Annotated in this window: 12 protein-coding genes; 7 read left to right on the top strand and 5 right to left on the bottom strand. The window is 68.2% G+C overall.

Annotated features, from left to right (window positions below):
• Positions 1–46 precede the first annotated feature (46 nt).
• From queE to KY49_RS21900, 4 genes are all read left to right on the top strand, one after another.
• On the top strand, positions 47–679 hold the full coding sequence (queE, locus tag KY49_RS21915; RefSeq protein ID WP_042586587.1) for a 7-carboxy-7-deazaguanine synthase: 633 nt from the start codon (positions 47–49) through the stop codon (positions 677–679).
• Between the two features lie 19 nt (positions 680–698).
• Positions 699–1,151, top strand: coding sequence for a 6-carboxytetrahydropterin synthase QueD (gene queD / locus KY49_RS21910; RefSeq protein WP_042586586.1), 453 nt, complete (start codon positions 699–701; stop codon positions 1,149–1,151).
• Positions 1,152–1,406: 255 nt separating this feature from the next.
• Positions 1,407–2,192 (top strand): HpcH/HpaI aldolase family protein, encoded by a 786-nt coding sequence (locus KY49_RS21905; protein WP_042586585.1) that lies wholly within the window; start codon positions 1,407–1,409, stop codon positions 2,190–2,192.
• A complete protein-coding gene (locus tag KY49_RS21900; protein ID WP_042586584.1) occupies positions 2,189–2,941 on the top strand; it encodes a tetratricopeptide repeat protein in 753 nt (250 codons plus the stop codon). The genes KY49_RS21905 and KY49_RS21900 overlap by 4 nt, the downstream gene beginning before the upstream one ends.
• Positions 2,942–3,049: 108 nt before the next feature.
• On the opposite strand, the gene rodA is transcribed toward KY49_RS21900, so the two are convergent.
• From rodA to KY49_RS21875, 5 genes are all read right to left on the bottom strand, one after another.
• Complete coding sequence (rodA, locus tag KY49_RS21895; RefSeq protein WP_042586583.1) at positions 3,050–4,198, bottom strand: rod shape-determining protein RodA; 1,149 nt, start codon at positions 4,196–4,198, stop codon at positions 3,050–3,052.
• An 11-nt stretch (positions 4,199–4,209) separates the two neighbouring features.
• Positions 4,210–6,504, bottom strand: coding sequence for a penicillin-binding protein 2 (gene mrdA, locus KY49_RS21890; RefSeq protein WP_042586582.1), 2,295 nt, complete (start codon positions 6,502–6,504; stop codon positions 4,210–4,212).
• Positions 6,505–6,596: 92 nt separating this feature from the next.
• Complete coding sequence (gene mreD / locus KY49_RS21885; RefSeq protein ID WP_042586581.1) at positions 6,597–7,109, bottom strand: rod shape-determining protein MreD; 513 nt, start codon at positions 7,107–7,109, stop codon at positions 6,597–6,599.
• Positions 7,106–8,197, bottom strand: a complete 1,092-nt coding sequence (gene mreC / locus KY49_RS21880) for a rod shape-determining protein MreC (protein WP_042586580.1) — start codon at positions 8,195–8,197, stop codon at positions 7,106–7,108. The genes mreD and mreC overlap by 4 nt, the downstream gene beginning before the upstream one ends.
• A 125-nt stretch (positions 8,198–8,322) precedes the next feature.
• Positions 8,323–9,366, bottom strand: a complete 1,044-nt coding sequence (locus KY49_RS21875) for a rod shape-determining protein (protein WP_004189550.1) — start codon at positions 9,364–9,366, stop codon at positions 8,323–8,325.
• 366 nt (positions 9,367–9,732) lie between these two features.
• Between KY49_RS21875 and gatC the strand changes: the two genes are divergently transcribed.
• The 3 genes from gatC to gatB all read left to right on the top strand — a co-directional run bounded on the left by gatC (position 9,733) and on the right by gatB (position 13,068).
• Positions 9,733–10,032, top strand: a complete 300-nt coding sequence (gene gatC / locus KY49_RS21870; RefSeq protein ID WP_042586579.1) for an Asp-tRNA(Asn)/Glu-tRNA(Gln) amidotransferase subunit GatC — start codon at positions 9,733–9,735, stop codon at positions 10,030–10,032.
• Between the two features lie 69 nt (positions 10,033–10,101).
• Complete coding sequence (gatA, locus tag KY49_RS21865) at positions 10,102–11,592, top strand: Asp-tRNA(Asn)/Glu-tRNA(Gln) amidotransferase subunit GatA (RefSeq protein WP_042586578.1); 1,491 nt, start codon at positions 10,102–10,104, stop codon at positions 11,590–11,592.
• Positions 11,593–11,595: 3 nt separating this feature from the next.
• Entirely contained in the window at positions 11,596–13,068 is a 1,473-nt protein-coding gene (gene gatB, locus KY49_RS21860; protein ID WP_042586577.1) for an Asp-tRNA(Asn)/Glu-tRNA(Gln) amidotransferase subunit GatB, read from the top strand.
• Positions 13,069–13,088 lie beyond the last annotated feature (20 nt).

Below are 13,088 nucleotides of genomic sequence, written 5' to 3'. Positions count from 1 at the left end.
ATGATGAACTGATCGAGAACGAACGGCGCGAGCCGGATCCAGGACGATGACTTACGCGGTCAAGGAAATTTTCTACACGTTGCAGGGCGAGGGCGCGAACGCGGGCCGTCCGGCCGTGTTCTGCCGGTTCGCCGGCTGCAATCTGTGGTCGGGCCGCGAGGAAGACCGCGCGCAGGCGGCGTGCCGCTTCTGCGACACCGATTTCGTCGGCACCGACGGCGAGAACGGCGGCAAGTTCAAGGACGCGGCGGCGCTCGCCGCGCAGGTCGCGAGCCTGTGGCCGGACGGCGAGGCGCACCGCTTCGTCGTCTGCACGGGCGGCGAGCCGATGCTGCAGCTCGACCAGCCGCTCGTCGACGCGCTGCATGCGGCAGGCTTCGAGATCGCGATCGAAACCAACGGCTCGCTGCCGGTGCTCGAGTCGATCGACTGGATCTGCGTGAGCCCGAAGGCCGACGCGCCGCTCGTCGTCACGAAGGGCAACGAGCTGAAGGTCGTGATCCCGCAGGACAACCAGCGGCTCGCCGACTATGCGAAGCTCGACTTCGACTATTTCCTCGTGCAGCCGATGGACGGCCCGTCGCGCGACCTCAATACGAAGCTCGCGATCGACTGGTGCAAGCGCCATCCGCAGTGGCGCCTGTCGATGCAGACGCACAAATATCTGAACATTCCCTGATTCACCGGCTTTTGACATCGTGCTGATTACCCGAAAACTCGAATTCGACGCGGGACACCGCATTCCCGATCACCGCAGCCAGTGCAGGAACCTGCACGGCCATCGCTACGTGCTCGAAATCACGTTGCGCGGCGATCTCGTCGATACCGAGGGCGCGCCCGACCGCGGCATGGTGATGGATTTCGCCGACGTGAAGGCGCTCGCGATGGAGCATCTGGTCAGCAAGTGGGATCACGCGTTTCTCGTCTACGCGCGCGACGAGGTCGTGCGCTCGTTCCTCGAGCAGATGGCCGATCACAAGACCGTCGTGATCGACCGGATTCCGACCGTCGAGAACCTCGCGGCGATCGCGTTCGACATCCTCTCGAACGTCTACGACGCGCATTACGGGATCAACCTGCGCCTCGAGCGCGTGCGCCTGTACGAAACGCCGAACTGCTGGGCCGACGTCGAGCGCGAGCCCGGCCGCTGAGCTTCCCGGCGCGGCAGCTCCGCCCGGTCGGCGCGGACTGCCGCCGCGGTCCATGGCGGTAATCCCCTAGCCCCGCTCCTTCCCACATTCCGCCGCACGCCGCGCTATGATCGTTGCGTGGCGTCGCAGAACGCGTCGGCGTTTCTGCGCCGGCGCCGCCGCTGAACGGTTCCGCCGGCGCAGCCCGGCGTGTCGCGCCCCGTCCCGCCCGTTGCTTGTCCCTTTCGAATGCCCGTCCGTCTGGAGGCCGTTTCGATGAGCACGCTGACCAATTCCCTCAAACAACGCCTGCACGACGGCGACGACCCGCTGTACGGCCTGTGGCTGACGCTCGCGAGCGACGCCGCTGCCGAGGCGCTCGCTCACGCCGGCTACGACTGGCTCTGCATCGACATGGAGCATGCGCCGAACGACAGCCACGACGTCGCGTCGCAGCTGCGGGCGCTGGCCGCCGCCCATCTGCCGAGCGAACCGGTCGTGCGCGTGCCGGCGCGGGAGCCGTGGCTCGTCAAGCGCGCGCTCGATGCGGGCGCGCGCACGGTGATGTTTCCGAACATCGAAACCGTGGAAGACGCCGCGCACGCGGTGCGGCTCACCCGCTACCCGTCGCCGGAATCGCCGGACGGGCTGCGCGGCGTGGCGGGCATGGTGCGCGCGGCGGCGTTCGGAATGCGGCGCGATTACCTGCAGACGGCGAATGCGCAGGTTGCGGTGATGGTGCAGATCGAATCGGCGCGCGGCGTCGACGAAGTCGAGCGGATCGCCGCGATACCGGGCATCGACTGCCTGTTCATCGGTCCCGCCGATCTCGCGGCGAGCCTCGGGCATCTCGGCGACATCCGGCATCCGGCCGTCGAAGCCGCGATGGCGCGCGTGCTCGCGGCGGGCCGGCAAGCGGGCGTCGCGGTCGGCATCTACGCGGCCGATACGGCCGCGGCGCGGCAATACCGCGACGCCGGCTACCGGGTCATTTCGCTGTCCGCCGACGTCAGCTGGCTGCTGCGCGCGACGCGGCAGGCATTGCAGGAGGTGCGGTCATGAACGCAAGCGCCGGCGCGTGTCGCCGCAACTGCGCGCGCGCGCTGCGGGCGGGCGGCGCGGCGCTCGGCCTGTGGGCCGTCTGCGGCGCGGTGTTCGCGCAGGGCGCGCGAGCGCAGCCGGAGCCGGCGCGCGAGACGGAGTCCGCGATCGCCGATTACAACGCGGGCAATTTCCGGGCGGCGCTCGTGCAGTTTCACGATGCGGCCGAGCGCGGCAACCGTCTCGCGCAGTTCAATTACGCGATGATGCTGATCACGGGCGAGGGCGTGACGGCGAACGTCGACGAGGGGCTGCGCTGGCTGAGGCGCGCGGCCGACGCGAACATGTCGCACGCGCAGTACGTGTACGGCCGGATGCTGGACGACGGCGATTTCGTCTCGCGCAATCCGGCCGAGGCGCATCGCTGGTTCCTGAAGGCGGCGAAGCAGGGCCACGTGCAGGCCGCGCTGTCGCTCGCGAACCAGTTCCTCGACGGGCGCGGCACGCCGCGCGACAACCGTCAGGCGTTCGTCTGGTACAAGCAGGCCGCCGATGCGGGCGATCCGACCGCGCAATACGTGACCGCGTCGTTCTACGAGCGCGGCGGCGACGGCGTCGAGCAGAACCTGAACATCGCGCGCGCGTACTACGCGGCGGCCGCCGCGCAGGGCGACGAGACTGCGGGACTCAAATTCAAGGAACTCAGCGAACGCGTGAAGGCGCAGGGCCCGGCGAGCGGCGGCGGTGCCGGCGCGGCGCCGCCGCAATGATGAAGCGGCGCACGAGGCGCCGCCGCAATGACGAAGCGGCGCACGAGGCGCCGCCGCAATGACAAAGCGGCGCATCATGCGCCGCTTCGGATTGATTTTCCGCGCGGGTCAGGTCTTCATCAGCCGCCTTTGCCGGCCGACGCTCATGATCATCCCGATCGCGATGCCGAGCGTCGTGAGCGCGGTGCCGCCGTAGCTCATGAACGGCAGCGGCACGCCGACGACGGGCAGCACGCCGCTCACCATCCCGATGTTGACGAACGCATAGACGAAGAACGCCAGCGTGAGCGACCCGGCGAGCAGCCGGCCGAATTGCGTCGCGCCCTGCGCGGCGATGTACAGCCCGCGCGCGATCAGCGCCATGTACAGCGTGAGCAGCACGAGGCCGCCGGCGAGGCCCCATTCCTCGGAGAACACCGCGAAGATGAAGTCGGTGTGCTTTTCGGGAATGAATTCGAGGTGCGCCTGCGTGCCCTTCAGGTAGCCCTTGCCGAGCGCGCCGCCCGAGCCGATCGCGATCACCGCCTGGATCGTGTGGAAGCCCTTGCCGAGCGGGTCGGACGTCGGGTCGAGCAGCGTGCACACGCGGTGCTTCTGGTAGTCGTGCATCAGCGGCCATTGCACTTCCGGCTGGCAGATCCGCTCCTCGAACACCGCGATCGAGCCGACCGCGATCACGCCGGCGATCAGCACCGGCACGATCAGCTTGAACGACAGGCCCGCGAGATAGATCACGAAGAAGCCTGCCGCGAACACGAGCAGGCCGGTGCCGAGGTCCGGCTGCTTCGCGATCAGCCCGACCGGCACCAGCAGGATGCCGAACGCGGCGATGAAGTCGTACCAGCGCACGCCGCCTTCACGGCGCTGGTAGTACCACGCGAGCATCAGCGGCGTCGCGATCTTCAGGATCTCGGACGGCTGGATCACGACGCCGACGTTCAGCCAGCGCTTCGCGCCCTTCTTGGTCATCCCGAACAGCGCGACCGCGATCAATAGCGCGACGCCGAACGAATACAGCGGGACCGCGAAGCGCATCAGCGTCGTCGGCGGGATGTTGGCGATCACCCACATCAGCACGAACGTCAGCAGGATGTTGCGCAGCTGGTCCTCGACCCGGCCCGGCATGTCGATGCTCGCGCTGTACAGCGTGACGATGCCGACGCACAGCAGCAGGAACACGATGAGGGCGAGCGGGCGGTCGAAGCCCGCGAACATCTGCTTGATCTTGTCGAGCCAGGCGCGCTTGTCGAATTGCATGCCTTTCTCCGTCAATGAGCGGTGCCCGCGTCCGCCGCCTTCGCGGTGGGCGCTGCACGGTTGTCGTTGCGTGGCGCGGCGGCGAGCGGCTGCGCTTCGCCGGCCGGCTTGTGCGGCCGATGCGGCATGCGCCGGAACGGCGGCATGCTCGCGGCGGCCGGCGCCGCGGCGCTTGCCGTGACGGGCGCGGAAAGCTCGGCGGCGTTCGCGCCCGATGCGGGATTCGCGCCCGGCGCTGATGCGCCCGACGCCGCTTGCGCCGCGCTGGCCGCGCCCGGCACGACCGGCTGCGGCAGCATCTTGAAGCCGGCCGCGACGGTGACGGCCTTCGACGCGTCGCCGATCACCGGCGCGTTGATCGGCTCGGTCGCCGAGGCCGCGGCGGCCACCGCGGCCGCCTCGTTCTCCGGTTTCTGGCGCTCGACGAGGTAGAAGTCGAGCACGCGGCGCGCGATCGGCCCCGCGGACTGCGCGCCCCAGCCGCCGTTCTCGACGATCAGCGCGAGCGCGATCTGCGGATGGTCGACCGGCGCGTAGGCGATGAACAGCGCGTGATCGCGCAGGTGCTCGGCGAGCAGGTGGCCCTTGTAGTTGCCGCCCTGCAGCGAGAACACCTGCGCGGTGCCGGTCTTGCCGGCCGCGAGGTACGGCGCGCCGCGGAACACCTTGTACGCGGTGCCGGACGGGTTCTCGATCACGTTCTCCATCCCGCGCTTCACGACGTCGATGTCGCCCTGCTTGAGCGGGATCGTGTCGCTTTCCTTCGGCACGGTCAGGCGGCGCCCGCGCGAGATCGGATCCTCGACTTCCTTCACGAGGTGCGGCTTCATCACGACGCCGTCGTTGGCGAGCGTCGCGGTCGCGTGCGCGAGCTGCAGGATCGTGAACGAGTTGTAGCCCTGGCCGATCCCGAGGCTGATCGTCTCGCCGTCGAACCACTTCTGCTGCGCGGCCTTCTTGAAGGTCTTGCGCTTCCAGTCCGGCGACGGCAGGATCCCGCGCGCCTCGCCCTGGATGTCGATGCCGGTGATCTGGCCGAAGCCGAACGGCTTCATGAAGTTCGCGATCGCGTTCACGCCGAGGTCGCGGGCGAGCATGTAGAAGTAGGTGTCGTTCGACACCATGATCGCCTTGTTCATGTCGACGAAACCCTGGCCCGCGCGCACGTCGTTGCGGAACGTATGGCCGCCGAACGTGAAGTAGCCGGGATCCTGGATGCCCCAGCTCGGCGTGCGCTTGCCGAGCGTCAGGCCCGCGAGCGCCATGAACGGCTTGTAGGTCGAGCCCGGCGGGTAGGTGCCGTGCAGCGGCCGGTTCAGCAGCGGCTTGTCGGGCGAGTTGTTCAGCTCGTCCCAGGTCTGCTGGTCGATCCCGTCGACGAACGAGTTCGGGTCGAAGCTCGGCGACGACACGAACGCGAGCACGTCGCCCGTCTTCGGCTCGATCGCGACGAGCGCGCCGCGCTTGCCGGCGAACGCCTGCTCGGCGACCTGCTGCAGCCCGATGTCGAGCGACAGCACGAGGTTGTTGCCGGGCGTCGCCTGCGTGCGCGACAGCGTGCGCACCGGCCGGCCGCCCGCCGTCACCTCGACTTCCTCGAAGCCGGTCAGGCCGTGCAGCTCGGTCTCGTAGCTCTGCTCGACGCCGATCTTGCCGACGTAGTCGGTGCCCTTGTAGTTGTTCGCGTCGCGGCGCGGATCGTAGTGCTCCGGGTCGCTGTCGTTGTCGTCGCTCATCGCGTCGATCTTGTCCTGGTCGCGCTTCGAGATGCGGCCGATGTAGCCGATCACGTGCGCGGCCGTCGTGCCGAGCGGGTACTGGCGGAACAGCCGCGCGCGCACGTCGACGCCGGGGAAGAGGAAGCGCTGCGCGGTGAAGCGCGCGACTTCGTCGTCGGTGAGCCGGGTGCGGATCGGCAGGCTTTCGAAGTTCTTCGAGTCTTCCTGCAGCTTCTTGAAGCGGCGGCGGTCGCGCGCGTCGATCTGGACGATCGTCGCGAGCTTGTCGATCGTGTTCTCGAGCGTGTCGGTGAGCTTCGACGGCGTGATTTCGAGCGTGTACGCGGAGTAGTTCTTCGCGAGCACGACGCCGTTGCGGTCGGTGATGATGCCGCGGTTCGGCACGATCGGCGCGACCGAGATGCGGTTTTCCTCGGCCTGCAGCGCGTACTTGCCGTGCTGCCAGAGCTGCAGGTAGAAGAAGCGGCTCGCGAGCAGCCCGAAGCAGACGAACACGAACACGCCCGCCGCCGCGACGCGCAGGCGGAACCTCGAGAGCTGTTGCTGGGTGTCGTTGAATTCGGTCATGCGGTCAGGGGCGAGCGGAGCCGCGCGCGAAAGTCCGGCGGGCGAAAGGGCGGCGGGGGTTCAAGGCGGGGTCCTGGCGGCGCGGCTGCGGCTCAGATGGGGCGCGTGTCGTCCGGATCGACCGGACGGCGCTGCGGCATCAGCAGCAGGTGGCTCGCGATCGGCCACAGCGCGGCCTCGACGAAACCGTCGACCAGGTAGCGCCAGCCGGGGAACGCGGCGCCCATCAGCAGGCGGATCACGAACGGCACGAGCTGCGCGACGACGAGCAGCGGCGTGACGTACAGCACCTGCACGCCGATCGGCATCCACAGCACGCGGCGGTGGAGCGTGATCGCGCCGTACGACAGCAGCGTGTAGGCGAGCGCATGCTCGCCGAGCAGGCCCGCTTCGTGCACGTCCATCAGGATGCCGAGCGCGAATGCGACGCCCATCCCGACCTTGCGCGGCTGGTGGATGTTCCAGAACAGCAGCACGAGCGCGACGAAGTCGGGCACGCCGGGCAGGTGGCCCCACGGCATCAGGTTCAGCAGGAACGCGGCGGCGAGGCTGAAGACGATGAAGTACGGGTTGACCGGCTGCAGGATGTATTGCGGACGATTCATCGCTGGGCTCCTGATTGCCCGGCGGCGGGCTTCGCGGGCGCGGCGGGCTTGGCCGTTGCGGCTGGGGCCGCAGGGGCGGCGGGCGCAGCCGGCGCGCCGGGCTGGGCCGCGGCGCCGGCCGCCGGCTTCGCGCCCGCGTCGGCCGCCTTGTCGCCTTTGTCACCCTTTTCGCCCTTGGCGGCGCCCTTCGCGGCCTTCTTGCCGCCCTTCGCGTTCTTGTCGGCCGACTCCGGCTCGGCCGGGCGCGGCGGAATGGCGTTCTGGTAGTGCAGCACCAGCATCTGGCGCGCGCCGCGCACCGCCGCGACCGGCGCGCAGGTCACGCGTGCGAACGCGGTGTCGGCGAGCTTGTCGACGCGCATGACCTTCGCGACCGGCAGGCCGGGCGGATAGACGCCGTCGAGGCCGCTCGTGACGAGCTCGTCGCCGGCGACGACGTCGGCGCTCGTCGGCACGAAGCGCAGGTCGAGCGAATCGCCGCGCGGGGTGCCGTAGATCACGCTGCGCAGGCCGGTGCGCAGCACCTGGACCGGAATCGCGAGATCGCGGTCGGTGATCAGCGTGACTTCGGCCTGCAGCGGGAACACGCGGGTGACCTGGCCGACCACGCCGTCCTCGCTGACGACGGGCGCGCCGCCCTGGATGCCTTGCTGCATGCCCTGCCCGATCACGATCTTCTGCGTGAACGGGTCGGCGGTGTCGTACTGGATCTCGACGGGCGTCGACTGCGTCGCGATGTGCTGGCGCAGCTCGAGCAGCGCGCGCAGATGCGCGTTTTCCTGCGTGAGCACGGCGGCCTGGTTGGCCTGCGTCGACAACTGCAGGTTGCGGGCGCGCAACTGGTCGTTCTCGTGGCGCAGCGTGGCGCCGGTGGTTGCGATTTCGGCCGCGCCCATGAACAGGTCGCGCGGCACGAGCGCCACGCGCTGCAGCGGATACAGCACGGTGCCGAGCACCCCGCGGACGATTTCGAGCGTGTTGAAGCGCGCGTCCGACACGAGGAGCGCGATGGCGACCGTGACGAAGAAAATGAGCCGCGCGAGGGCGGGCGGACCTTGCTTGAAGAGGGGCGGCGGACTGTATTCCATGGTCGGCGCCGGGCGCGAATGATCGGTTAAATGATGCTCAGACGCGCAAACGGCGCGGCGGTTCGTTCTGAACGAGCGAGCCGGCCACGCCGCGGGTGCGTCATGTCAGGAGACTGCCTAGACGATCACTCGTACGAGAAGATGCTGCCCAGCTTGTCCATGCGCTCGAGCGCCATGCCCGAGCCGCGCACCACGCAGGTGAGCGGATCTTCGGCGACGAGCACCGGCAGGCCGGTCTCTTCCGCGAGCAGGCGGTCGAGGTCGCGCAGCAGCGCGCCGCCGCCCGTCAGCATCATCCCGCGTTCGGCGATGTCCGCGCCGAGTTCCGGCGGAGTCTGCTCGAGCGCGATCTTCACCGACGACACGATCTGGTTCAGCGGATCGGTGAGCGCCTCGAGGATTTCGTTGCTGGAGATCGTGAAGCTGCGCGGGATGCCTTCCGACAGGTTGCGGCCCTTCACTTCCATTTCCTTGACTTCGGAGCCAGGGAACGCGGAGCCGATTTCCTTCTTGATCGCCTCGGCCGTCTGCTCGCCGATCAGCATCCCGTAGTTGCGGCGGATGTAGTTGACGATCGCCTCGTCGAACTTGTCGCCGCCGACGCGCACCGAGCCCTTGTAGACGATGCCGCCGAGCGAGATCACGCCGACTTCGGTCGTGCCGCCGCCGATGTCGACGACCATCGAGCCCGTCGCTTCCGACACCGGCAGGCCGGCGCCGATCGCGGCCGCCATCGGCTCCTCGATCAGGTAGACCTGCGATGCGCCGGCGCCGTGCGCCGCTTCCTTGATCGCGCGGCGCTCGACCTGGGTCGACCCGCACGGCACGCAGATGATGATGCGCGGCGACGGCGAGAACATGCGCGACTCGTGGGCCGTCTTGATGAACTGCTTGATCATCTGCTCGGTGACGGTGAAGTCGGCGATCACGCCGTCCTTCATCGGGCGGATCGCCTCGATGTTGCCCGGCACCTTGCCGAGCATCTGCTTGGCTTCCTTGCCGACCGCCTGGATCGTCTTCTTGCCGTTGGGGCCGCCTTCCTGGCGGATCGACACGACGGACGGCTCATCGAGCACGATGCCCTTGCCGCGCATGTAGATCAGGGTGTTTGCGGTGCCGAGGTCGATCGCGAGATCGTTGGAGAAGTAGCTGCGCAAAAAACCGAACATTCTTCAGAATCCTGTTTCGCTCTGGGCCAGCCCTGCGATGCGAGTGCTCGGGGCGGCAGCGGAAAAAATAACAGCCTCGGATCGTGGCGGAAGCGGCCGCCGCGGCGCTCGAAGCTGCGAGTGAAATCTACCGGGGGTCGCACGAAGCCCGCATGGCTTGCCGAGAAGGGGCTCAGCGGTACGGGAAAAGGCTGCCGGGTTTGGGTCGAACGCGTAATGATACCTTATAATTTCGCCGTATTTGAATCGAAACGGACGGTATTTTTCCCGCTTCGTACCCGATTTTTGAGGGTGGGATCGCACCCTCCAACCCCTGCCGCAGCGCCGCTGTTCGCGCGCTGCGCCGCCTTGTTTTCCGGTGATTGCATGGCTCTGACCCTGACCGACGTAAAACGCATCGCGCACCTTGCGCGCCTCGAAATGGCCGACGCCGACGCCGAGCATACGCTCGGCCAGCTCAATGAATTCTTCGGCCTCGTCGAGCAGATGCAGGCGGTCGACACCGCCGGCATCGCGCCGCTCGCCCACCCGATCGAACAGATCCAGGAAGTCGCGCAGCGCCTGCGCGACGACGCCGTCACGGAAACGGTGAACCGCGACGACAACCAGCGTCCGGCGCCGGCCGTGCAGGACGGCCTGTATCTCGTGCCGAAGGTGATCGAGTAAGCGTTCGATGACAAGCGTGCGCGCCGCTTCACGCCGCACGCGCCCCAGAATTCCCAGGAAAACCACTCAATGCACGCAAAAAGCCTGACCGAACTGCGCGCCGCGCTCGCCGCCAAGGAATGCTCGGCCGTCGAGCTGGCGCAGCACTATCTGAAACGAATCGACGCCGCGCAGGACCTGAACGCGTTCGTCCACGTCGACGCCGATCTGACCCTCGCGCAGGCGAAGGCCGCCGACGCCGAGCTCGCGCGCGGCGCGGCCGGCCCGCTCGCCGGCCTGCCGATCGCCCACAAGGACGTGTTCGTCACGCGCGGCTGGCGCTCGACCGCCGGCTCGAAGATGCTCGCGAACTACGCGAGCCCGTTCGACGCGACCGTCGTCGCCCGCCTGTCGGCGGCCGGCATGGTCACGCTCGGCAAGACCAACATGGACGAGTTCGCGATGGGCTCGTCGAACGAGAACTCCGCGTTTGGCCCCGTGAAGAACCCGTGGGATACCAACGCGGTGCCGGGCGGCAGCTCGGGCGGCAGCTCGGCCGCCGTCGCCGCGCGCCTCGCGCCGGCCGCGACCGGCACCGACACCGGCGGCTCGATCCGCCAGCCGGCGTCGTTCGCCGGCGTGACCGGCATCAAGCCGACCTACGGCCGCGTGTCGCGCTACGGGATGATCGCGTTCGCGTCGTCGCTCGACCAGGGCGGCCCGATGGCGCAGAGCGCCGCCGACTGCGCGCTGCTGCTCAACGCGATGGCGGGCTTCGACGAGCGCGACTCGACGAGCCTCGAGCGCGCCGACGAGGATTTCACGCGCCACCTCGGCCAGCCGTGGGCGCCGGGCAACGACGCGGGCAAGCCGCTCGCGGGCCTGCGCATCGGCCTGCCGAACGAATATTTCGGCGACGGCCTCGCCGCCGACGTGCGCGCGGCGGTCGACGCGGCGCTCAAGGCTTATGAAGCGCTCGGCGCGACGCTCGTGCCGGTGTCGCTGCCGAAGACCGAGCTGTCGATCCCCGTTTACTACGTGATCGCGCCGGCCGAGGCGTCGTCGAACCTGTCGCGCTTCGACGGCGTGCGCTACGGCCACCGCGCCGCCGAATACGGCGACCTGCTCGACATGTACAAGAAATCGCGCGCCGAGGGCTTCGGCCCCGAAGTGAAGCGCCGCATCCTGATCGGCACCTACGTGCTGTCGCACGGCTACTACGACGCGTACTACCTGCAGGCGCAGAAGATCCGCCGCATCATCGCGCAGGATTTCCAGGAAGCATTCAAGTCCTGCGACGTGATCATGGGCCCGGCGTCGCCGACGGTCGCCTGGGACATCGGCGCGAAGGGCGACGATCCGGTGCAGATGTATCTCGCGGATATCTATACGCTGTCGGTGAGCCTCGCGGGCCTGCCCGGCATGAGCGTGCCGTGCGGTTTCGGCGCGGGCGCGAATGCGAAGCGCCCGGTCGGCCTGCAGATCATCGGCAACTATTTCAACGAAGCCCGGATGCTGCAGGTCGCCGACGCGTTCCAGCGCGCGACCGGCTGGCACAAGCAAGTTCCGGCGGGGGTGTAAGCAATGACTCAGTGGGAAGTCGTCATCGGTCTCGAGACGCACGCGCAGCTGTCGACCGTCTCGAAGATTTTCTCCGGCGCGCCGACGCAGTTCGGCGCGGAACCGAACACGCAGGCGTGCCCGGTGGACCTGGCGCTGCCGGGCGTGCTGCCGGTGCTGAACCGCGGCGCGGTCGAGCGGGCGATCCGCTTCGGCCTCGCGATCGGCTCGACCATCGCGCCGCGCAGCATCTTCGCGCGCAAGAACTACTTCTACCCGGATCTGCCGAAGGGCTATCAGATCAGCCAGTACGAGATTCCGGTCGTGCAGGGCGGCCAGATCACGATCCAGGTGCCCGCCAATGAAAAGGCCGGCAAGCAAGCGTATTCGAAGACGATCAACCTGACCCGCGCGCATCTGGAAGAAGATGCGGGCAAGTCGCTGCATGAAGACTTCGCGGGGATGACGGGCATCGACCTGAACCGCGCGGGCACGCCGCTGCTCGAGATCGTCACCGAGCCGGAAATGCGCAGCGCGGCCGAGGCGGTCGCCTATGCGAAGGCGCTGCACGGCCTCGTCGTGTGGCTCGGCATCTGCGACGGCAACATGCAGGAAGGCTCGTTCCGCTGCGATGCGAACGTGTCGGTGCGCCCGGTCGGCCAGGAGAAATTCGGCACGCGCGCCGAGATCAAGAACCTGAACTCGTTCCGCTTCCTCGAGGAGGCGATCAACTATGAAGTGCGCCGCCAGATCGAGCTGATCGAGGACGGCGGCGAAGTCGTGCAGGAAACCCGCCTGTACGACCCGGACAAGCGCGAGACGCGCTCGATGCGCAGCAAGGAAGACGCGCACGACTACCGCTACTTCCCCGATCCGGACCTGATGCCGCTCGTGATCGGCGCGGACTGGGTCGAGCGCGTGAAGGCCGGCATGCCCGAGCTGCCGGCCGCGATGCAGCAGCGCTTCGTCGAGCAGTACGGCGTGTCCGCCTATGACGCGGGCGTGCTGACGTCGAGCAAGGCGATGGCCGCGTACTTCGAGGCGGTGGTCGCGAAGGCGGGTGCGGCGAACGCGAAGAGCGCCGCGAACTGGCTGATGGGCGACGTGTCGTCGCAGTTGAATCGCGACGGCATCGAGATCGACGCGATCCCCGTGTCGGCCGCGCAGCTCGCGCTCGTGCTGCAGCGGATTGCGGACGGCACGATCTCGAACAAGATCGCGAAGGAAATCTTTGCGATGATCTGGGACGAGAAGGCGACCGACGAAGGCGCCGCCGACCGCATCATCGACGCGAAGGGCCTGAAGCAGATCTCCGACACCGGCGCGCTCGAGGCGATCATCGACGACGTGCTCGCGGCGAACGCGAAGTCGGTCGAGGAATTCCGCGCCGGCAAGGAAAAGGCGTTCAACGCGCTGATCGGCCAGGCGATGAAGGCGACGAAGGGCAAGGCGAACCCGCAGCAGGTCAACGAACTGCTGAAGAAGAAGCTCGGGTAAGCGGCGCACGCGCCTGAATC

It is taken from the genome of Burkholderia sp. MSHR3999, assembly GCF_000833595.1.
Taxonomy (GTDB): domain Bacteria; phylum Pseudomonadota; class Gammaproteobacteria; order Burkholderiales; family Burkholderiaceae; genus Burkholderia; species Burkholderia ubonensis.
Note: the sequence above shows the minus strand (reverse complement) of the source record. Positions and strands in the feature narration are given on the sequence as shown.